Genomic DNA, 21354 nt, shown 5'->3' with positions numbered 1-21354 from the left:
CCATGCACTTTGACGACGTACGGCAACGGGTCCGGCGGACATGCGCCGCCGACTGATCAACTCCACGCTCGCCGTGGTGCTCGTCGTCATCGCCGTCTTCGGCGTATCGCTGGTGATCGTGGAGACGCGCACCATCAGCGCCAGCGCCCAGGAGAGCGTCGAGTCCGAGGCTCTGCGGCTGATGAGCGTGGTCGACAGCCGTCTGCTCGGCGATGAAGTGATCAACTCCGGAGTGCTGTCCGAGCAGATCGATCCCAGTCGGTTCGCCCTGATCGAGATCCCGGGCCGGGCCCCCATCACCGTCGGCGAGCGCCCCGACGGCAGCGTCCTGCGCGCCACCGAGACCGGCGAGCAGGGCGAGAAGGTCACCGTCGAGGAGTCCCGCTCCTCCGTCACCCGCGAGGTCGGGCGCACGCTGCTGATCATCGGCGCGGTGGCGTTGCTCGCGATCGTCTCCGCAGTGCTCCTCGCCGTACGCCAGGCCAACCGGCTCGCCTCTCCGCTCACCGACCTCGCCGAGACCGCCGAGCGCCTCGGCTCCGGCGACCCCCGCCCGCGCCACAAGCGGTACGGGGTGCCGGAGCTGGACCGGGTCGCCGACGTACTGGACGCCTCCGCCGAGCGGATCGCCCGGATGCTGACCGCCGAGCGGCGCCTCGCCGCCGACGCCTCGCACCAGCTGCGGACACCGCTGACCGCGCTCTCCATGCGGATCGAGGAGATCTCCGTCACCGACGACCCCGAGACGGTCAAGGAGGAGGCGAACATCGCCCTGACGCAGGTCGAGCGCCTCACCGACGTCGTCGAGCGGCTGCTGACCAACTCCCGCGACCCGCGGACCGGATCCGCCGTCGTCTTCGACCTGGACGAGGTCATCAAGCAGCAGATCGAGGAGTGGCGCCCCGCCTACCGCTCCACCGGCCGGGCCCTCGTCTGCTCCGGCAAGCACGGACTGCGCGCCGTCGGCACCCCGGGCGCGGTCGCCCAGGTCCTCGCGGCGCTGATCGAGAACTCCCTCATGCACGGCGGCGGCACCGTCGCCTTGCGCACCCGCGTCACCGGCAACCAGGTCGTCATCGAGGTCACCGACGAGGGCCCCGGCGTCCCCGCCGAGCTGGGGGCGCGGATCTTCGAGCGGACCATCAGCGGCCGCAACTCCACCGGTATCGGCCTCGCCGTCGCCCGCGACCTCGCGGAGGCGGACGGCGGGCGGCTCGAACTGCTCCAGCAGCACCCGGCGGTCTTCGCGCTCTTCCTCAGCCGGGTCCCGCTGGACCGCAAGGAACCCGAGCGCCCGGTGCGCTGAACAGCGCCCGGTGCGCTGACAACGACGAAGGCGCCGCATCAGTTCCGTACGGGGGCTGCACCGGGCGAGCGCGTCGCGTCAGTTCCGTACGGGGTCGGGCGCTACTCGCTCTTCCGCCGGCCGACGCTGCTCCAGAAACCGTTCCGCGTTCACCACGGTCTCCTTGGTCTCCGTGGCGGGCAGCGTCTTGAAGACCCAGGTCCGGTAGGACCAGAAGCGGAACAGGGTGGCGATGCCGATGCCGACGATCTTGAAGATATTGCTCTGGAGCGGCGTGTTCCAGCCGAAGCCGTACGTCGCCAGGTACAGCACGCCCGTCTCGATCACCGCGCCCGCCGCGCTGAACAGCAGGAACAGCGTCAGCTCACGGGTCCGGCCGGTCTTGTCGCGCTCCCGGTAGGTCCAGTAGCGGAAGCCCACGTAGTTGAAGAGGATCGCGACGAAGGTCGCCAGCACGCTCGCCCGGACCACCTGGAGGTCCGTCGTGTGCCGCAGCAGGTTGAAGACCGCGATATTGACCAGCAGGCCGAAAGCGCCGACCGCGCCGAACTTGGCGACCTCCCGGGCCAGCAGCTCAAGCCGGGTCCGCAGTGCGCCCCGTTCGCTCATGGTGATCGCTGGCCCCGTCCGTTGGAAGGCGTCTGGATGGCGTCGACGCACACACGTCAACCCAGCCATGCTAACCAGCCCTCCCGTGTGACGCCCCTGAGTCCGCGGGGCGGCGAGCAGCACAGCATCCGTACGGCCGTCCGGGGAGCACCGGCGTGGCGGATACCCTGGAGGCGTGACGTTCCCGGTAGTCGGCATGGTCGGCGGCGGTCAGCTCGCCCGTATGACCCACGAGGCGGGCATCCCCCTCGGCCTGAAATTCAAGCTCCTCAGTGACACTCCCCAGGACTCGGCCGCCCAGGTGGTGAGCGAGGTCGTCATCGGCGACTATCGCGACCTGGACACGCTGCGCGCCTTCGCACAGGGCTGTGACGTGATCACCTTTGATCACGAGCACGTGCCTACCGAGCATCTGCGGGCCCTGGAGGCGGACGGCATCCCCGTGCGCCCCGGGCCCGACGCCCTGGTCCATGCCCAGGACAAGGGGGTGATGAGGGCCAAACTCACGGAGATCGGCGCCCCCTGCCCCCGCCACCGCATCGTGAGCGACCCGGCCGACGCCGCCGCGTTCGCCGAGGAGGTCGGGGGCTTCCCCGTCATCCTCAAGACCGTGCGCGGCGGGTACGACGGCAAGGGCGTGTGGTTCGTCCGCTCCGAGGCGGACGCGGCCGATCCGTTCCGCGCCGGGGTCCCGGTCCTCGCGGAGGAGAAGGTCGACTTCGTGCGGGAGCTGGCGGCCAACATCGTCCGCTCGCCCCACGGTCAGGCCGTCGCCTACCCGGTCGTCGAGTCCCTCCAGGTCGACGGCGTCTGCGACACGGTGATCGCCCCGGCCCCGGAGCTGGACGAGCAGCTGGCGGGCGAGGCCCAGCAGCTGGCACTGCGCATCGCCGCCGAGCTGGACGTCGTCGGCCACCTGGCCGTGGAGCTGTTCGAGACCCGGGGGCCCGACGGGAAGCCCGCCATCCTGGTCAACGAGCTGGCGATGCGCCCGCACAACTCGGGCCACTGGACCCAGGACGGCGCGATCACCTCCCAGTTCGCCAACCACGTACGGGCCGTCCTCGACCTGCCTCTCGGTGACCCGCGCCCGCGCGCCCCCTGGACGGTCATGTGCAACGTCCTGGGCGGCGACTACCCGGACATGTACCAGGCGTATCTGCACTGCATGGCCCGCGACCCGCAGCTCAAGATCCACATGTACGGCAAGGACGTGAAGCCCGGCCGCAAGGTCGGCCACGTCAACACCTACGGCGCCGACCTGGCGGACGTGCGGGAGCGCGCCCGGCACGCGGCCGACTACCTGCGAGGAACGATCACCGAATGACTTCCCCCTCCGCACCGGCCGCACCCGTGATCGGCATCGTGATGGGCTCGGACTCCGACTGGCCCGTCATGGAGGCGGCGGCCAAGGCGCTCGACGAGTTCGAGATCCCGTACGAGGTCGACGTCGTCTCCGCCCACCGCATGCCGCGCGAGATGATCGCGTACGGAGAGCTGGCCGCGGGCCGTGGCCTGAAGGCGATCATCGCGGGCGCGGGCGGGGCCGCCCACCTGCCCGGCATGCTGGCCTCCGTCACCCCGCTGCCCGTCATCGGCGTCCCGGTGCCGCTGAAGTACCTGGACGGCATGGACAGCCTGCTCTCCATCGTCCAGATGCCCGCCGGGGTCCCCGTCGCCACCGTCTCGGTCGGCGGCGCGCGCAACGCGGGCCTGCTCGCCGCCCGCATCCTCGCCACGCAGGACCCCGCGCTCCAGGAGCGGATGGGGGAGTTCCTCCAGGAGTTGAACGACCAGGCCACGGAGAAGGGCAAGCGCCTGCGGGCCAAGGTCCAGGGCTCCGACTCCTTCGGCTTCGGAAAGTAGGGCAGGCGCATGGACCACGTGCAGCGGGCCCGCGAACTCCTCGCCGCCCACCCCGTCGTCGACGGCCACAACGACCTCCCCTGGGCCCTGCGCGAGCAGGTCGGCTACGACCTGGACGCCCGGGACATCGCCGCCGACCAGCGCGGCCTGCTCCACACCGACCTGGCCCGGCTGCGGGCGGGAGGGGTCGGCGGCCAGTTCTGGTCCGTGTACGTGCGCACCGACCTGACCGGCGACGCGGCGGTCAGCGCCACGCTGGAGCAGATCGACATCGTCGCCGAGCTGATCGCCCGCTACCCCACGCACCTGCGGCGCGCGCTCACCGCCGACGACCTGGAGAAGGCCCGCGCCGAGGGCCGCATCGCCTCACTGATGGGGGCCGAGGGCGGCCACTCCATCAACAACTCCCTGGGCACCCTGCGCGCGCTGTACGACCTGGGCGTCCGCTATATGACGCTCACCCACAACGACAACATCGACTGGGCCGACAGCGCGACGGATCTGCCGCGCCTCGGCGGTCTCTCCGCATTCGGCCACGAGGTCGTCCGCGAGATGAACCGCATCGGCATGCTGGTCGACCTCTCGCACGTCGCCGACGGCGTCATGCGCGACGCGCTCGCCACCAGCACCGCGCCGGTGATCTTCTCGCACTCCTCGGCCCGCGCGGTCTGCGACCACCCGCGCAACATTCCCGACGACGTGCTCGCGGCCCTCCCGGCCAACGGGGGCGTCGCGATGGCGACCTTCGTCCCGAAGTTCGTGCTGCCCGAGGCCGTCGCCTGGACCCTGGCCGCCGACCGCAACATGCGCGAGCACGGCCTGCACCACCTGGACACCACCCCGGTCGCGATGCGCATCCACGAGGACTTCGAGGCGGCCCACCCGCGCCCCGAGGCCACGGTGGCCACCATCGCCGACCACCTCGACCGCATGCGCGAGGTCGCGGGCATCGACCACATCGGCATCGGCGGCGACTACGACGGCACCGCGTTCACCCCGCGCGGCCTGGAGGACGTCTCCGGCTACCCGAACCTCATCGCCGAGCTGCTGCGGCGCGGCTGGTCCGAGGGCGACCTCGCCAAGCTGACCTGGCAGAACGCCGTACGGGTGCTGCGCGACGCGGAAGCCGTCGCCCGCGAGGAGCAGAGCGTACGCGGCCCGTCCCACGCGACGATCGCGGAGCTGGACGGCCCGCTCGGCTGACGTGCGGCCCGCCGCCTCGGTACGTACGGGGGCGGCGGGGCGCCGGACCCGGCACGCGGGCTACGGGGCGGCGGACCCGGCACGCGGGCTGCCGGGCAGCGGGCACGCGGGCCCGCCGAACCGGCTACGCCGCCGCGAACGGTCCCCCCGGACCGAAGGCGAGTGCCCCGAAGCGCTCGCCCATGCGGCGGTGGGCCGCCGCGTCCGGGTGCAGCTGGTCGGGCAGCGGCAGGTCGGCGAAGTCCGCCTCGCCGTACAGCTCGCGGCCGTCCAGGTAGTACAGGTTCGGATCGTCCGCCGCCCGCTCCTCGACGATCCGGGCCAGCTCCGTGCGGATGACGTTCAGCGTCAGCTTGCCGAACGCCGCCTCCGCCGGGTCCCCCATGGCCTTGAACGCGACCTTCCCGTCGCTGAACTCCGGCGCGGCGGGCCCCGGGGTGTCCTCGTGGATGGGGCAGTACACCGGCGAGAGCACGAGTAGCGGCGCGGTCGGATGGCCTTCGCGGATCGTGTCCAGGAATCCGTGTACGGCGGGCCCGAAGACGCGCAGCCGCATCCCGTCGAGGTTCACCAGATTGATTCCGACCTTGACGCTGACCAGGTCCGCCGGGGTGTCCCGCAGAGCGCGAGCGGTGAACGGGTCGAGCAGCGCGCTGCCGCCCAGGCCGACGTTGACCAGCTCCACACCTCCCGCGGCCGCCCCCAGGGCGGGCCAGGTCGTGGCGGAGCTCTCGGCGGCGGAACCGTGGCTGATGGAGCTGCCGTGGTGCAGCCACACCCGCCGCCCGCCCGGTTCCACGGCGCTCACGGGGGCGTCGGTTCGCAGCCCGATCAGCTCGGTGGTCTCGGTGTACGGCAGCCAGATCTCGACGGTCTTCTCACCCTCGGGCAGCCCGGCGAACCGCACCGCGCCGACCGGGCCGGGGATCGTCTCGCGGGACCCGTCGGACATGTCGACCATGACCACGTTGCCGCCGCCCGCCGTGGCCCGGCCGGCCGGCTCGCCGTCCACGTACAGCTCGTACACGCCGTCCGGGCGGGGCGGAACACCCCGGTACCCCATCTTCGTACGGAGGACGTCCAGCTCGACGGCGGTGGCCCGGGTACGGAACACCACCCGCACACCGGAGGGCTGCGCCTCGGCCTGGGCCACTTGTCCGTCACCGCCGAACTGGGCGCGGGCACGGGCGGGCAGCCGGTGGGGGAGGAGGCCGCCGCGATCGGTGCGCTCCAGTTCGAGGGCGCCGCGCAGCAGGGCGTCGGTGAGCGGGGTGGAGATCCACTGGGTGGCGTCGGAGGTGGGAGCGGGGTCGTACGAGTCGTCCATGCTCCTACCTTGCCAACCGGATGCTTGGAGCGCACACGCATTTCTGCCCGCACGGATTTCTGCCCGCACGGCCGAAAAGGAGCCGGACGAACAAGAAGCCGGACGAGACGAGCACGAGACGAGAAAGCCGGACGAAAGAGAAAAGGGAAGTCGGGCTTCCCGACGGACCCAGGTCAGGGGGCCTCAGGCCTTGGGCCGCCCCATCGCCCGGTAGGTCCACCCGGCCTCGCGCCAGACCGCGCTGTCCAGGGCGTTGCGCCCGTCCAGGATGATCCGGCGGGATACGGCCTCACCCAGCTGCGCCGGGTCCAGCTTGCGGAACTCGCGCCACTCCGTCAGATGCAGCACGACGTCCGCACCGCGAACGGCCTCCAGCGCGGAGTCCGCGTAGCCGAGGGTCGGGAAGAGCCGCCGGGCGTTGTCCATCCCCTTCGGGTCGAAGACGGTCACCTGACCGCCCTGGAGGTGGATCTGCCCGGCGACATTGAGGGCGGGGGAGTCGCGTACGTCGTCGGAGTCGGGCTTGAACGCGGCGCCCAGCACCGCCACCCGCTTGCCGAGGAACGACTCGCCGCCCACGGCCTCCCGGGCCAGCTCGACCATGTGGCCGCGGCGGCGCATGTTGATGGAGTCGACCTCGCGGAGGAAGGTCAGGGCCTGGTCGGCGCCCAACTCACCGGCGCGTGCCATGAAGGCGCGGATGTCCTTGGGCAGACAGCCGCCGCCGAACCCGATCCCGGCCCGCAGGAACTTGCTCCCGATCCGCTCGTCGTGCCCGATGGCCTCCGCGAGCTTCACGACGTCCCCGTCGGCGGCCTCGCAGACCTCGGCCATGGCGTTGATGAAGGAGATCTTGGTGGCGAGGAAGGAGTTGGCGGAGGTCTTCACCAGCTCGGCGGTCGGGAAGTCGGTCACCACGAACGGCGAGCCCTCCGCGACCGGCACGGCGTACACCTCGCGCAGCAGCTTCTCGGCCCCCTCGCTCTGCACGCCGACGACGACCCGGTCGGGGTGCAGGGTGTCCTTCACGGCGAAGCCCTCGCGCAGGAACTCCGGGTTCCAGGCCAGTTCGGCGCCCTCGCCCACCGGAGCCAGCTCGGCTAGGCGGGCCGCGAGGCGGGCGGCGGAGCCGACGGGGACGGTCGACTTGCCGACGACGAGGGCGGGCCGGGTGAGCCGCGGGGCGAGCGACTCGAAGGCGCTGTCCACGTAGCTCATGTCGCAGGCGTACTCGCCGTGCTTCTGCGGAGTGTTCACACAGATGAAGTGCACGTCCCCGAACTCCCCGACCTCCTCCCAGGAGGTGGTGAAGCGCAGCCGCCCGGTGGAGCCCTCGATGCCCACGACGTGCTTCTGGAGCAGCTCCTCCAACCCCGGCTCGTACATCGGCACGCGCCCGGTGGAGAGCAGCTCGATCTTCTCCGGTACGACGTCGAGCCCGAGGACCTCGAAGCCCAGCTCGGCCATGGCCGCGGCATGGGTGGCGCCGAGATAGCCGGTGCCGATCACAGTGATCCTGAGGGCCATGGAGTGCTCCTGGGGGTACGGACGAGGGTGCGGACCGAGCATAGTCGGGGCGGGAGAGGCCGGAATTCGCAGCTCCATCCACCCGATAGGTCCCCTATGCCCCACCCCTGTCGGCAAGCTCACGTGCTGGTCGCGTATGCCGTCGGGCGGTCGGCACACTAAAATTGAGTTACTTAACGGTAGTTAGCATTTGGGGAGTGAGCGTCTTGGCGGGTTCGACCGATTTCGACCTGTACCGTCCGGCCGAGGAGCACGACATGCTCCGCGAGACCATCCGTGCGCTCGCCGAGACGAAGATCGCCCCCTTCGCCGCCGCGGTCGACGAGGAGAGCCGCTTCCCGCAGGAGGCGCTGGACGCCCTGGTCGCCTCGGACCTGCACGCCGTCCACGTACCCGAGGAGTACGGCGGCGCCGGTGCCGACGCGCTCGCCACGGTCATCGTGATCGAGGAAGTGGCCCGCGCCTGTGCCTCCTCCTCCCTGATCCCGGCCGTCAACAAGCTCGGCTCGCTCCCGGTGATCCTCTCCGGCTCCGAGGAGCTGAAGCGGAAGTACCTGGGCCCGCTCGCCAAGGGCGACGCGATGTTCTCGTACGCCCTCTCCGAGCCGGACGCCGGATCGGACGCGGCGGGCATGAAGACGAAGGCCGTGCGCGACGGCGACTTCTGGGTCCTCAACGGTGTGAAGCGCTGGATCACCAACGCGGGCGTCTCCGAGTACTACACGGTCATGGCGGTCACCGACCCGGCCAAGCGCTCCAAGGGCATCTCCGCGTTCGTCGTCGAGAAGTCCGACGAGGGCGTGTCCTTCGGCGCCCCCGAGAAGAAGCTCGGCATCAAGGGCTCCCCGACCCGCGAGGTCTACCTCGACAACGTCCGCATCCCCGCCGACCGCATGATCGGCGAGGAGGGCACCGGCTTCGCCACCGCGATGAAGACCCTGGACCACACCCGCATCACCATCGCGGCCCAGGCCCTCGGCATCGCCCAGGGCGCGCTGGACTACGCCAAGGGGTACGTCCAGGAGCGCAAGCAGTTCGGGAAGCCGATCGCGGACTTCCAGGGCATCCAGTTCATGCTCGCCGACATGGCCATGAAGATCGAGGCCGCCCGCCAGCTCACCTACGCGGCCGCCGCCAAGTCCGAGCGCGGAGACGCGGACCTCACCTTCCAGGGCGCCGCCGCCAAGTGCTTCGCCTCCGACGTCGCCATGGAGGTCACCACGGACGCCGTCCAGCTCCTCGGCGGCTACGGCTACACGCGGGACTACCCCGTCGAGCGCATGATGCGCGACGCCAAGATCACCCAGATTTATGAAGGCACGAATCAGGTTCAGCGGATCGTGATGGCGAGGAACCTGCCGTAACGACCCGGCGCAGCGCGCGGAACGGCCCCCGGAATTCGCCACCTGCCGGGGGCCGTTGTCATGCGAGGGCGGGAAGTCAGGGGGCCGTCGCGCGGACGGGTGTCGTGCCGGCGCTTCATCCGGCCGGGCCGGCGCCACCCCACGGGCGGTAGAGCTCCTGGGCACGGGTGGAGTCTACGGACCCGTCCTGGGGCAGGTGCAGGAAGTAGTCCAGCTGCCACGCCTGCGCCCTGTCGGCTTGGCGGTTGGTGGTGGTCACCCAGGGCGGATAGACGCGGAAGGCCCGCTTCCCCCCGGCACCGTTCACCGACACGACACCGTGCCGGCAAAGCACGTCCTTGGGAATGACGAACTGGCCGAGGTGGTGCTGGTCGCGGGTGCTGATGACGAACAGGTCGACGGAGTCCGACGCGTCGAAGGGCTGGATGGGCCCGCCCGGGGACCTCTTCCACACGGTGACGAACTGGCCGACCTTGGTGGGGGTCGTCTTGGCGGCGCGGAACCGGACGGCGAGTCCGTCAAGCGTGAACGTGTGGGCGGCGTACTCGGCACTCTCGGCTTCGGGGACCGGCTGCGAGCAGGTGAACCCGCAAGGGTCGTAGACGAGGGCCTTCGCCGCGAGGAGATCACCGTGGACCGGGGCGGTGTCCGGCCACGGCGTGACGCCGGTCGGTTGGGGATCGGGTGAGTACTCGCGGTTCGTCGCCATTCGATCACCCTGTCACGAACGCATGGACGGTCGCCGACTCGGCTGGGGGCGTATCTCTCGTCTAGTCATTCCGGATGTGCCCAGGCCGGAGGGCTCACTCGCGCGCCCAGCCAGTCCGTCGGGCGAGGGAGCGCGGGACGAAGGGCATGCAGGCCGCACAGGTCCGCCCCGAGTAGTCGTCCCAGGACGCCCGGATGGCACCTGCGGGACGGAAGTCGTGTGCGGTTCCCGGCCCCGCAGGCCCGAGAACCGCAGGCCCGAGAGTCACGATCCCGAAACCGCAGCCCCGAGAACCGCGGTGTCAGTGGACGACGTCGAACACGTTCTTCTGGATGCCGTTCGCGTACGCCTCGTGCTCGACCAGCTTCAGCTTCTGGCGGTCCTTGTCCGTCTCGCTGAACAGGCGCTTGCCCGCGCCGAGCAGGAGCGGGAAGACGAGCAGGTTGTACCGGTCGATGAGGTCGGCGTCCGCGAGGCTCCGGTTCAGGGCGGCGCTGCCGTGGACGATGATCGGGCCGCCCTCGGTCCGCTTCAGGGCGGCCACCTCGTCCAGGGAGCGCAGGATCGTGGTGTCGCCCCAGTCGGACACCAGATCGTCCTCGGCGAGGGTGGTGGAGACGACGTACTTCGGCATCACCTTGTACGACGCGAACTCCTCCATACCCGGCCATACCGGGCTGAAGGCCTCGTAGCTGACCCGGCCCAGCAGCATGGCGGCGGCCTCCTTCTGCTCCTGGTCCTTGATGGCGTAGGCCTCCGGGAGGAACTCCACGTCCTTGAAGGTCCACCCCGAGTTCCGGTAGCCGGGCTCGCCGCCCGGGGCCTCCACGACGCCGTCGAGCGAAACGAACGCGGTGCTGATCAGGGTGCGCATCAGGTCTCCTGGATATGTCGCTGGGCTCTTACGTCTCACTATTACGGATGTACTGACCGCGCGCCGCGCAGAAACTCATCGGTTAGCCTCCCGGCACATGACTGAACTCGACAGACTGACCGCCCTCTTCACCGCCCTGGGCGCGGACGGCGACGCCCGCGACTGGGCCGAGTCCGAGGTCTACGAGGGGCTGCCGCAGCTCGCCCGCTACCGGCTGCTGCGCACGGTGTGGCAGGACGTCGACGCCTGGGCCACGGCCGCCGGGAAGTGGGTGGCCGCCTACCGCGCCGACGGCACGGCCGCCGACGCCGTCGACCGCGCCCTCGACGCCGGGCTCACCCCCGAGGACCTCGGCGCGCTGGCCCGTGAGGTGGCCCGGGAGACCGCGTTCGGGGTGCTGTACGCCCTGGCCGACCCGGCGGACGGGTCGCTGCCCGCCGAGGTCGAGGAGCAGCTGCCCCGTTGGCGGATCGCGGAGCTGACCCCGGCCGGTGAACCGACCGGCCGCCACCTCGACGCGCTCCACGAGGACTTCGCCGAACTCGAACCGAAGGGAGTGGCCGGATGACCACGTCTCCAAGGGCATCACGCACCACCACCCCCTTCGACCGTGCCGAGCGGCGCATCTGGTCCGGCAAGGCCGAGGCGTACGACCGCACTTACGCCCGCCTCTGCGCCCACCCGGTACCGGCTCTCCTCGACGCCGCCGAGGTAGGTCCGGGCTCCCGGGGCCTCGACGTGGGCTGCGGCAGCGGAACCGTCAGCCTCGCGGCCGTCGCACGCGGTGCCGCCGTGCACGCGGTCGACGCCGAACCCGGCATGGTGGACGCTTCCCGCCGGGCCGTGCCGGGCATCGCGGCGTGCATCGCCCGGCTCCCCGAGCTCCCCTACGAAGACGACGCGTTCGACGCGGTCGTCGGCAACTTCGTCCTGAACCACGTGGGCCGCCCGCGCGAAGCGCTCGCCGAGCTGCGCCGGGTCACCCGCCCCGGCGGCCGGGTCGCGGTCACCATCTGGCGGTCGCCCGGAGCGCCCGGCCAGACCCTGATCGGCCGAGCCGCGCAGGCCGCCGGGCTCACCTGCCCCGACTGGCTCCCCGCACTCGCCCCCGAGGACGACTTCCCCCGTAACCCGGAAGGCCTGGCCGCCCTGCTCGACGCGGCCGGGTTCCTGGGAGTGCGGTGCCCCGAGGTGGCCTGGGAGCACCGCTGTGACCCCGATACGTGGTGGGCGGGGGCCGAGCGGGGGATCGGCGCGATCGGGCAGGTCCTCAACGGCCGGGGGACGGAGGGGGTGGCGGCGGCCAGGCAGGCGTACGACGCACTGTGTGCCGAATTCCAGTCGACGAAGGGCAGGTTGGCGCTCCCGCACGTTGCGTTGCTGGCACACGGAGGAGCGTAGGGGGTAGTTCATGGGTGATTCGCCAGGCACGTGGCTTGTTTCGCCAGGCACGTGGCTTGTGCGGCGCACCGGCGTCAGCCGCAGTGATCCTGCCGAGCGCTGACGAACAGGATGCTGTTCACCGGAGCTCGGTCAGCAACTCCGTCAGAGTGCGGGGTGTTTTGCGGGGTTGACCGCCTCAACGGAGCCTTTGTGCCTGCTCGGGAACCCAGTGACGCACTGTTGCTGGATCGTTTGATCACACGGGTATCGTGGCGCGGGGAGCGGCTCCTTAGCGGTATGCGGGGTGGGGATCATGTCATTCGCGAAGGAATGGGGCGAGCTGAAGGCCGCCGCCGCCATGAGGCTGAACCAGGCCGGCGGCACCGGGGGTTCCGGCCCGGCGAAGGGGTCGGCCGACTACGTAGTCTCGGACGACGAGCTGGGGGATATCGGCCACGCCGCCTTCAACCTGTTCAACGGCCTCGAACGGACCGGTAAGCACGCGAAGGCGGCGAGCGAGACAGCCGGTAAGGGCCTCAAGGGCGACGGGTTCGACACCGGCGCGGCGTTCACGGAAGTGATCGAAACCTGGGAGAAGCAGGTGAAGACCCTCCTCCAGGCATGCGCCCACATCTCCAACCACCTCGACTACACGAAGGCGTCGAAGAAGGCCGACGACGAGTGGATCGAGACACAGCTGCGCATAGTCGGCCCCGTCGCCCCTGGGGACGACGGGGCTGTCCCCGCCTCTCAGATCAGCAAGTACTTCCGGTAAGGAGAGCCGTCACCGTGCCCACCTTCGAGCAGCTCCTCACCGCCCGGCTCGCCCCGCTCGCCACTGCGGTGACCCAGTGGACCGAGATGATCGGCAAGCTGGAATCCCCTCTCCAGACCGACGCCAAGGCAATGAAGTCCAAGGCGGACAAGTCCAGTTGGGCGGGCGACAACGCCACCGTCACCAAGGAGTTCGTCACCAAGACCGCCAATGAGTTCAGTGACGCTGTCACCGAAGCGGAGTCGGTACGTGACCTCCTCAAGGACGCCCACGCCCTCTTCAAATCGGCCCAGGACGACCTCAAGTACGCGTACGAGAACCCCCCGCCGGGCATCGTCATCTACCCCAACGGCGTTCTCAGCCACCGGATACACCCCGACCGCCGCTCGAAGGACAGCACCGAGCCCCTCGCCACCGAGGCTCAGTTCGAGGCGCTGCGCGGCAAGCTCGAAGGGATCCTGAAGCGTGCCAACGAAGCCGATGAGCTCTGCGCCTGGGGCCTGCGGGCACTGATCCGCAACCACGCCAACGACTTCGGCAGCACCGAACTCAACGGCCTCGCCGACGCCAAGAGGATGCGCGCCGAGGAGAAGCAGCAGGCGGAGAACGGCCGTGAGGCCGCCAAGCTCTACGCCCGCTGGGAACACCTCGACGACGACGAGCGCGAGCGGCTCCTCACGATCGCCGAGGAAGGCAAGGACTCGACGGCCTTCGCCGAGCAGCTGATGACGAACCTCAGCTACCGGAGCCGTGACCAGCAGGAGGCCGTGCTGCTGCTCGCCAGCAGCCTGGAGTCGGGCGGCCGCGACGGCCAGGTCTCCAGCACCGACGCCCGCCTCTACAAGGCGCTGTCCGGCTCCCTCGCCACCGCCACCGGACCCGACTCCTCGATCGGTTCCCCGGGTGGCGTCACCTCGGTCTGGACCGACAAGCTCATCACCACGGCCCGCGACGGCAACGGCCTGGTCCGCCAGCACCCCGGGCTCATCGTGGGCGGCGCCGCGACCCTTAAGGACCTCACGGACCTGATGGCCGCCGACGCCGGCGACAACGCCGTGTACGACCCGAACAAGGACCCCAAGGAAAAGTCCTCGCCCTGGAAGAAGGACGAGGACGACCCGGTCTACAGCGAGGCCTTCCTGACCGAGGTCGGCGACACCATCCGTGAGTGGGAGACGGACAACGACGACGCCTACGACGGACCCCTGAGGCACTGGCAGGGCACGCAGGAGGACCCGATGAAGGGCCTGCTGAACGCCATGAGCCGCAACGCGTCCGCCTCGACCCACTACTTCGACCCGAACACCACCGACAACCTCAAGTACTTTCTGGAGGACCGGAAGTGGCCCGGCGGCGAAGTCGAGAGCAAGATGCCGGACGAGAAGCAGTACACCTCGGCCCGCGCCGAGCTCGGCCTCGCTCTTGAGGCCGCGGCCACCGGCCGCGTGCCGGGTTCGGAGCTGCACCTGGCACCGGCTCACCACGATGCCGCCGAGACCGCGATCTTCGAGCGGGTGATGGACGAGTACACGGAGGCGCTCCACAAGGACCAGAGCGCCATCCCCGTCACCATGCGCCTGCCGATGGCCGACATGATCGCCGACTACGGCTCCGACGTGCACCAGATCCTCGGCAAGGAGATGGACGGGCCGACCGACTTCAACCAGCTGGAGATCGACCGGGGCGACCTCACCCGGATCATCCGCGCCACAGTAGAAGACCCCAACGCCTACAAGATGATCCATGGCTCGCAGACCGTGGTCATCGGTGAAGGGCTCGAAGGCTTCCCGGCGGAGTCCTTCCGCAAGGAAGATCAGGAGCTGCGGGCCTGGGTTCAGCAGTCCGCGAATGTGCTCGGTCACCTCGATGGCGTGCGTGACGACGTCATCGCCGACCTGGGCCAGGCGGAGAAGGACGCCAATGCCTACGAGAAGATGCTCAATTACCACATCGTCGGGGGGCTGCTGACCCCCATCCCGTTCGCTGGCGACGGGATGCAGCGCTCGGTGGACTGGGGCCTGAGCGATGACCTGAACGAGGAGAACGCCAAGGTCGACGCCGAGACCCGCAAGAACAGGATTGTCCATTACGAAGACGGCGAGGAACAGCTGAAGGGCATGTTGCGCGGGGTGGCGACGAAACGCGGGCTGACGAAGGAGGAGCTGGACGCGAGCCCCGGCGAGTTCGAGAACCACCTCCAGGCGAAGGCCAAGGAGTGGTACCTCACCGGCCTGGCCGAGGCCAACAAGTTGACGGGACAGTAATCGATGGACAAGAAGTGGCTGCCGTTGGCGACCACGCTCGGTGTTGCCGGGGTGGCGGTGGTGACGGCGAGCGTCTGGCCCGAGAACGTGGAGAAGGCGCCGTTGCCGCAGAGCCTGTGTCATGGTGCGCTCAGCCGGGAGACGGCGGAGCTGATCGACGACGGCCAGGGGGGCGAGGTCAGCACGGACGAGTGGGAGAGCAAGGGCAGGACCACTGACACCGCAGTGTTCAAAGCGTGCCGCGTGCTGCGCGCCAACCCGTACGACGACAACGACAACCCTCGGGTGGTCTACAAACTGGTTGTAGAGGACACCCCGAGCCCCCCCGGCCGCAAGGAGGGCTCCACCTCTCTCGGTCCCGGGCTTATCGGCTGGGCGCTCCCCGAGGAGGCTGCGGTCACGTTGCCTGCAGGCTGCCCCGTCCGTATGGGCTCGACCGCCCCGTACATCAGGGTGTGGCTCGACGTGCCCTCTCAGGATGAGGAGAAGCTGGCCAGGCTGGAGAGGGAGCGGCCTGTTGACGCGGACATCGCGCTGCGCAACAACGTGACCGTGATGCGGGAAGTGGCCACCAGGCTCGTCAAGAAGCACGACTGCGCCGCCTGACATCCGACGGGCGGAGGGGACAACAACCGATGGACAAGAAGTGGCTGCCGTTGGCGACCACGCTCGGTGTTGCCGGGGTGGCGGTGGTGACGGCGAGCGTCTGGCCCGAGAACGTGGAGAAGGCGCCGTTGCCGCAGAGCCTGTGTCATGGTGCGCTCAGCCGAGAGACGGCGGAGCTGATCGACGACGGCCAGGGGGGCGAGGTCAGCACGGACGAGTGGGAGAGCAAGGGCAGGACCACTGACACCGCAGTGTTCAAAGCGTGCCGCGTGCTGCGCGCCAACCCGTACGACGACAACGACAACCCTCGGGTGGTCTACAAACTGGTTGTAGAGGACACCCCGAGCCCCCCCGGCCGCAAGGAGGGCTCCACCTCTCTCGGTCCCGGGCTTATCGGCTGGGCGCTCCCCGAGGAGGCTGCGGTCACGTTGCCTGCAGGCTGCCCCGTCCGTATGGGCTCGACCGCCCCGTACATCAGGGTGTGGCTCGACGTGCCCTCTCAGGATGAGGAGAAGCTGGCCAGGCTGGAGAGGGAGCGGCCTGTCGACGCGGACATCGCGCTGCGCAACAACGTGACCGTGATGCGGGAAGCGGCCACCAGGCTCGTCAAGAAGTACGACTGCGCGGATTGATCATCGTCCGACCAATCCATCCCCCCCCGCCGCCTTGTGCGCCGAATACCGTGCGCCGCCAGCACGGGGGAGGGCATCGAGCGGCGGCGTCAGGTGTAACGCGGCAGGCCGTTGGTCGGGATCGTCCACTCCGATGGTGACGTCCTCGCCGTCGTCCGGGGCGATGGTCATGGTGCGCGCTCCTCGATCGTGCCCAGGGATGTCGTGCCCGGGGACAAGGGGCGTTCCCTTCGCGCTAGGCCGCTCCCAGCAGCTCGCTCCGGCAGCCACGGCAGTGGCCCGGTGAGGTGGCACGGAACGCGTGGTCGCAGCGGTCACAGTTCTGGAGGGGGATGACGACGGTACGGCGGACCGGGGTCAGATCCGAGGTGCCGGGCAGCGGCGGCGGCAGGAGCACGGTGAGGCGGTGCCTGATGAGCTTCGCCGGGCTTCTGGGCGGCTGCGGGAGGTCGGCCGTCAAGGCATGGCGGATCGCGTCGGGGGGCGTGTCGCGCTCCAGCCAGGCGGCCACACCGGGGACCAGTTCCTCGATGTCCTGCTCACAGAGCACCAGCTCTTCCGCGTGACGCCGCAGGTCGGCGAGGAGCGCGGAGGAGGCCCGGCGCAGCTCCGGGGTGAGCTCGCGGGGCTGGGGGAGCGGCCGACGCGGCGGCTTGGGCGCGGTGCGCGGCGGTACGCGTACCGGGGGGTGTGATTCTTCCGGTACGGGGGCGGGTTCGGGCGCGGGTTCAGGCACCGCAGCCGCCACCACGGGCAGCACAGGGGGTCCCACCGGCACGGGCGCCGGGGGCGCCACGACCGGCATCGGCACCACCACAGCCCCGCCCCGCGGCAACGCACCCGGACGGTTGCAGAACACGGTGCGGGTGACCATCCGGCCGTTCGCCAGCCTCACGCGGGTCCGGTGCAGGTAGCCGTGGGTCTCCAGCTCGCGCAGGGCGGAGGCGATCGTCGTCTCGCCCTCGGCGAAGCGGGCCGTGAGCGCCTTGATGCCGACCTGGGACCCGGCGGGCAGCGACTGGATGTGTACGCCGATCCCGATCGCGGTGAGGGAGAGCTCCGCGTGCTGCGCGAGGTGGTTGCCGACGATCGTGAACCGGCTCGTGTGCGGGATCGCTACGTGGATCACGCCGGAGGGCGGGAGAGGCTCGTGAATCCCGGTGAGGGCATGGGCGAGGGCGATATCGTGCTGGGTATCCATCGGGAAGGTCTCTTCTTCCTTGGTGGTCAGGCCCTCGTTCGGGATTGCCGTCCCGGCGGGGGCCGTCTCATGTCTGGGGTTGTGGTCAGCGTGAGCATATGCCTGCCAACCCGTGCGAAATCCAGCCCAGTTGGTGAATCTCGCCCGTGTGAGTGACCAGCCCCTCCCGCAGCTGACCACCGGGATCGGGTGGGGTGGGGTTGGGTAATTTCTCTTGGTTCTTTAAGTACTTGATGTCGCGGTCCACCGGGTCGCGGTCGGCCACGACCCGGTGGACCCTCACCGGATCGTGCCGCGCCACGACCCGGTGTGAGCAGCGGTTTCGGGTGGTTTCCCGGAGGTCCGTCTCTTGGCGCGACCCGCCGTCCCTGCGCTGCGCACCATGGTTGAGGAAGACGGCAGGCACAGCGCGGCGGCGCACAGAACGGATACGGGAGAGGGCTTCGTCCCGTACGCCTCCGGCAGTTGAGGGTACGCACTACCCCGCATGACCCGAGGGCGCTCCGGCCCAGCGGGGCAGTGGAGCGCGCTCGTCGGCATCAGCGCCGGCAAGCCTTTTGTGGTGGAAACCCTGACACCAACGGCCCCGCTTCGGCACACTGAGTGCATGGACGATCACCCGGGGAAGTCGCCGGACCATCTCACCATCAACGTCACCCACCGCGACGACCCGGTCTCCGAGGTCACCGAGGTGGACGCGTTCGCCTCGGTCCGCAAGTACCCGAGCATCGTGGTCCGGGGGCCGCTGTTCGGGCTCGCCGAGCAGCGGGGCGGGGACCGGCCGCGCTGGCGGCTGATGGGTGAACTCGGCACCGGGTTCCCGCAGATGGCCCGGGACGACCTGAACTCGCACCTGTGGTTCAAGGCGAGGGACGAGACCGAGGACCCCGCTGTGCGGCGGTCGCTGCTGGCGGCCGTGGCCCAGCTGGAGACCAAGCCGGTCAACGAGGTGACGGCGGACGGAGTCCGCTACCGGGTCGTGCGGGCCGACGAGTTCGCCCGGATCGGCGACGACCGGCTGGAGCCGCCCCGGGCCACCGATCCGGACGACGACAGCTGGGACCTGGACGCGCCCGACGCCTCCCGCACCGAGGGCTTCGTGGTCGACCACGCGGCCGCCGTCGGGCTGTCCGAGGGGATCGACCGGATGGGGCTGCTGAACCTCTCCTACACCGCCGACCGCTTTCCCAAGGACGTTCGGGCCGACTCCCGGCGGGCGTTGACCACCCATCCGGGGGTGGTGCTCCTCCCGGCGACGTTCCGGGTGGTGGAGCGGAAGGAGTTGTCCTGGTCGATGGTGACCGGGCAGTACTCGACCCCGCAGGGCGCCCGGCGCGCCCTCGTCCACCACCTGACCCGGCCCGTGCCCCAGCTGCCGGATCTGCCGGACATGCCGGAGCTGCCCGAGTGGATGAAGGTGGACGAGAAGGAGGCGGCCCTCCGTGAGCGGGCCGCGAAGAAGTTCACCGCACGCCGGAGGCCCAACGAACTCGTTCTGCGGGGGCGCCGGTACGAGGTCGTCCGTGTCGAGCGCATGATGCGGATCGGGCCCGACGGGCCGGAGCGGCCGCGCCCGTCCGACGTGGACGACTACGGCCCCTCCCAGATCCATCCCCTCATGGACGAGCACGGGAACATCACGCACGGCTCCTAAGTGAGGTGAGGTGACGTGAGGGTGAGGCGGTCAGTTGCCCTTGACCGTGACCTTCTCGTCGTTGTTGAGCTGCTCCACGAGCTGCTTCACCTTCGCCTTGTCCCAGACCAGGTTGCTCCCGATGCTGCCGGAGATCGGCATGTTCATCGACGTACCGTCGCCGCCCGTGACGCCCTTCATCGCGAAGAACATGTTGCCCAGCGCCCACAGCGACATGTCCTTGTCCACGATCAGCGTGTCCAGGCCCGCGCCCATCGTCGGGTACAGCTTGAACGGGTTGAGGATCGTGGACGGCGTCGCCGTCTGGCTCGCCAGCGCCGCGAGGAACTTCTGCTGGTTCTTCGTACGGTCGAGGTCGCTGCCCGCGAACGCGTAGCGGGTCCGGACGAAGGCGAGGGACTGCTCACCGTTCAGCGTCTGCTTGCCCGCCTGGAAGTCGGCGCCGGACTTCTTGTCCTTGAACGCCTTCGGGATGTCCAGCTCGACCCCGCCGATCGCGTCCACGATCTGCGCGAAGCCGCCGAAGCCGATCTCGACGTAGTGGTCGATGCGCAGCCCGGTGTTGAACTCCACCGTCCGCACCAGCAGTTCGGGCCCGTCCTCGGCGTAGGCGGCGTTCAGCTTCACCTGGCGGCCGGTGCCCGGGAACATCTTGCCGGACTCGGAGCCCTTGAAGGACGGGATCTCGACGTTGGAGTCGCGCGGCAGCGAGATCAGCGTCGGGCCGCTGGACCCGTCGTGCAGGATCATCATCGAGTCGGTGCGCTTGCCCTCGGCGGAACCGGTGCGCAGCCGCTTCTTCTCCTCGGCCGACATGCCCTCACGGCTGTCGGAGCCGACGATCAGGTAGTTCGTTCCGTCGCCCGCCTCCGGCCGCTCGATCACCTTGGAGAGGTCGACCTCGCGCTTCAGCTTCGAGTCGGCCCAGAAGTACGTCGAGACGGAGACCGCGAGGAGGGCGACCGCCAGGGTCAGTGCGCCGAGCTTGATCCGGCGGCGCCAGTCCGGGGCGGGGCGACCCTGGACGTAACCGCCGTCACCGCCACCGCGACGGCCGCCGCCCCGGCCGGAGCCGTTGCCGCCGCCGTAGACCTGGCCCGTGTTGTAGCCGCTGTCGTAACCGGCGTCGGGGCTGTCGCCGTAACCGGGGGCCGGGGCTTGGTAGCGGTCGTCGTACCCCTGGCTCTGCGGCGGAACCTGAGGCCTCTGCGGCGGCATCTGCGGCCTGCGGGGCGGTGCCGGGCGGCGCTGGACGTGCGGCATGGACCGCGCGCTCTCGGGCTGGGGGCTGGCGCTGCCCCGGCCGTAGCGCTCGCTGCCGTCGCCGGTCCGTCGATCGGGCCAATCGTTCATCCGACCAGTGTGCCGCCCCTTGCCACGGCTATTACAGGGTGTAAGGGAAATCGCACCAGGGCTGTTGCGAACCTGATGCATTCTGCGGGATCGGGGCCCGCGCATAAGGTGGACTGTATGACAGATCAGGCCACCCGTTCAGATCAGGCCAGCCGCTCGGATGGCGAGATTCCGGGCAAGCCGACCGCGGCTTCCCGGACCACGCTCAGCCACATCATGACCGGCAGCGACACCAACCTCCTCGGTACGGTGCACGGAGGCGTGATCATGAAGCTGGTCGACGACGCCGCGGGCGCCGTCGCCGGCCGGCACTCCGGTGGCCCCGCCGTGACCGCCTCGATGGACGAGATGGTCTTCCTGGAGCCGGTCCGCGTCGGCGACCTCGTCCACGTACGCGCCCAGGTCAACTGGACCGGCCGCTCCTCGATGGAGGTCGGCGTCCGCGTGATGGCCGAGCGCTGGAACGAGTCGACCCCCGCCCAGCAGGTCGGCAGCGCCTATCTGGTCTTCGCCGCCGTCGACGGGGACGGCAGACCGCGCTCCGTACCGCAGGTGATTCCCGAGACCGAGCGCGACAAGCGGCGCTACCAGGAGGCGCAGATCCGGCGCACCCACCGCCTCGCCCGCCGCCGCGCGATCAAGGAACTGCGCGAGAAGCGCGCGGCGGACGGCATCGACGACTGACCCCGTCCGCGACAGCC

At 69.9% G+C, this 21354-nt stretch carries 21 protein-coding genes; 13 read left to right on the top strand and 8 right to left on the bottom strand.

Annotation, left to right across the window (positions count from 1 at the left end; all coding sequences use genetic code 11):
* The first annotated feature begins 40 nt into the window (after window positions 1–40).
* Complete coding sequence (locus RI138_RS11610; RefSeq protein ID WP_096627034.1) at window positions 41–1306, top strand: ATP-binding protein; 1266 nt, start codon at window positions 41–43, stop codon at window positions 1304–1306.
* 78 nt (window positions 1307–1384) lie between these two features.
* Here the strand turns inward: RI138_RS11610 and RI138_RS11605 are convergent, their stop codons facing one another.
* Entirely contained in the window at window positions 1385–1915 is a 531-nt protein-coding gene (locus RI138_RS11605) for a GtrA family protein (protein WP_311119854.1), read from the bottom strand.
* A 175-nt stretch (window positions 1916–2090) separates the two neighbouring features.
* Between RI138_RS11605 and RI138_RS11600 the strand changes: the two genes are divergently transcribed.
* Genes RI138_RS11600 through RI138_RS11590 form a run of 3 tightly spaced genes read left to right on the top strand, consistent with a single transcriptional unit; the run spans window position 2091 to window position 4984 of the window.
* On the top strand, window positions 2091–3242 hold the full coding sequence (locus tag RI138_RS11600) for a 5-(carboxyamino)imidazole ribonucleotide synthase (protein WP_311119853.1): 1152 nt from the start codon (window positions 2091–2093) through the stop codon (window positions 3240–3242).
* A complete protein-coding gene (purE, locus tag RI138_RS11595; protein WP_311119852.1) occupies window positions 3239–3781 on the top strand; it encodes a 5-(carboxyamino)imidazole ribonucleotide mutase in 543 nt (180 codons plus the stop codon). Before RI138_RS11600 ends, purE begins: the two co-directional genes overlap by 4 nt.
* Window positions 3782–3790: 9 nt before the next feature.
* Window positions 3791–4984 (top strand): dipeptidase, encoded by a 1194-nt coding sequence (locus RI138_RS11590; protein WP_311119851.1) that lies wholly within the window; start codon window positions 3791–3793, stop codon window positions 4982–4984.
* A gap of 124 nt (window positions 4985–5108) precedes the next feature.
* Here RI138_RS11590 and RI138_RS11585 read toward each other — a convergent pair whose 3' ends face one another.
* Together RI138_RS11585 and RI138_RS11580 are read right to left on the bottom strand one after the other, a co-directional pair.
* A complete protein-coding gene (locus RI138_RS11585; protein ID WP_311119850.1) occupies window positions 5109–6311 on the bottom strand; it encodes a GDSL-type esterase/lipase family protein in 1203 nt (400 codons plus the stop codon).
* Window positions 6312–6494: 183 nt separating this feature from the next.
* Entirely contained in the window at window positions 6495–7838 is a 1344-nt protein-coding gene (locus tag RI138_RS11580) for a UDP-glucose dehydrogenase family protein (protein WP_311119849.1), read from the bottom strand.
* Window positions 7839–8044: 206 nt separating this feature from the next.
* On the opposite strand from RI138_RS11580, the gene RI138_RS11575 reads away from it, so the two are divergent.
* Window positions 8045–9202, top strand: a complete 1158-nt coding sequence (locus RI138_RS11575; protein ID WP_311122858.1) for an acyl-CoA dehydrogenase — start codon at window positions 8045–8047, stop codon at window positions 9200–9202.
* Between the two features lie 115 nt (window positions 9203–9317).
* Here RI138_RS11575 and RI138_RS11570 read toward each other — a convergent pair whose 3' ends face one another.
* Complete coding sequence (locus RI138_RS11570; RefSeq protein WP_311119848.1) at window positions 9318–9911, bottom strand: MepB family protein; 594 nt, start codon at window positions 9909–9911, stop codon at window positions 9318–9320.
* A 301-nt stretch (window positions 9912–10212) separates the two neighbouring features.
* On the bottom strand, window positions 10213–10785 hold the full coding sequence (locus RI138_RS11565) for a dihydrofolate reductase family protein (protein ID WP_096627045.1): 573 nt from the start codon (window positions 10783–10785) through the stop codon (window positions 10213–10215).
* Between the two features lie 97 nt (window positions 10786–10882).
* Between RI138_RS11565 and RI138_RS11560 the strand changes: the two genes are divergently transcribed.
* From RI138_RS11560 to RI138_RS11535, 6 genes are all read left to right on the top strand, one after another.
* Window positions 10883–11353, top strand: a complete 471-nt coding sequence (locus tag RI138_RS11560) for a hypothetical protein (protein WP_311119847.1) — start codon at window positions 10883–10885, stop codon at window positions 11351–11353.
* The gene (locus RI138_RS11555; RefSeq protein WP_311119846.1) at window positions 11350–12186 is read left to right on the top strand and encodes a class I SAM-dependent methyltransferase; all 837 of its coding nucleotides are present in this window, start codon (window positions 11350–11352) and stop codon (window positions 12184–12186) included. The genes RI138_RS11560 and RI138_RS11555 overlap by 4 nt, the downstream gene beginning before the upstream one ends.
* Window positions 12187–12481: 295 nt before the next feature.
* Window positions 12482–12943 (top strand): hypothetical protein, encoded by a 462-nt coding sequence (locus tag RI138_RS11550; RefSeq protein WP_311119845.1) that lies wholly within the window; start codon window positions 12482–12484, stop codon window positions 12941–12943.
* 14 nt (window positions 12944–12957) lie between these two features.
* Window positions 12958–15207, top strand: a complete 2250-nt coding sequence (locus RI138_RS11545) for a DUF6571 family protein (RefSeq protein WP_311119844.1) — start codon at window positions 12958–12960, stop codon at window positions 15205–15207.
* A 3-nt stretch (window positions 15208–15210) separates the two neighbouring features.
* Window positions 15211–15813 carry a hypothetical protein gene (locus RI138_RS11540; RefSeq protein ID WP_311119843.1) on the top strand — a complete coding sequence of 201 codons (603 nt, stop codon included), beginning with the start codon at window positions 15211–15213 and terminating at the stop codon, window positions 15811–15813.
* 29 nt (window positions 15814–15842) lie between these two features.
* On the top strand, window positions 15843–16445 hold the full coding sequence (locus RI138_RS11535) for a hypothetical protein (protein ID WP_311119842.1): 603 nt from the start codon (window positions 15843–15845) through the stop codon (window positions 16443–16445).
* Here RI138_RS11535 and RI138_RS11530 read toward each other — a convergent pair whose 3' ends face one another.
* Together RI138_RS11530 and RI138_RS11525 are read right to left on the bottom strand one after the other, a co-directional pair.
* Entirely contained in the window at window positions 16446–16616 is a 171-nt protein-coding gene (locus RI138_RS11530; RefSeq protein WP_311119841.1) for a hypothetical protein, read from the bottom strand.
* A gap of 64 nt (window positions 16617–16680) precedes the next feature.
* Window positions 16681–17646 (bottom strand): hypothetical protein, encoded by a 966-nt coding sequence (locus RI138_RS11525; protein WP_311119840.1) that lies wholly within the window; start codon window positions 17644–17646, stop codon window positions 16681–16683.
* 607 nt (window positions 17647–18253) lie between these two features.
* Between RI138_RS11525 and RI138_RS11520 the strand changes: the two genes are divergently transcribed.
* Window positions 18254–19300, top strand: coding sequence for a DUF5954 family protein (locus RI138_RS11520; protein WP_311119839.1), 1047 nt, complete (start codon window positions 18254–18256; stop codon window positions 19298–19300).
* A gap of 30 nt (window positions 19301–19330) precedes the next feature.
* On the opposite strand, the gene RI138_RS11515 is transcribed toward RI138_RS11520, so the two are convergent.
* Window positions 19331–20653: an LCP family protein gene (locus RI138_RS11515; RefSeq protein WP_311119838.1), complete on the bottom strand. Its 1323-nt coding sequence runs from the start codon at window positions 20651–20653 to the stop codon at window positions 19331–19333.
* 117 nt (window positions 20654–20770) lie between these two features.
* Here RI138_RS11515 and RI138_RS11510 point away from each other — a divergent pair, with 117 nt between their 5' ends.
* Window positions 20771–21337, top strand: a complete 567-nt coding sequence (locus RI138_RS11510; RefSeq protein ID WP_311119837.1) for an acyl-CoA thioesterase — start codon at window positions 20771–20773, stop codon at window positions 21335–21337.
* Window positions 21338–21354: the final 17 nt, after the last annotated feature.

This window comes from Streptomyces durocortorensis, from assembly GCF_031760065.1.
Lineage (GTDB): Bacteria > Actinomycetota > Actinomycetes > Streptomycetales > Streptomycetaceae > Streptomyces.
The sequence above is the reverse complement of the archived record's forward strand: the minus strand, read 5'-3'. Positions and strand labels throughout refer to the sequence as shown.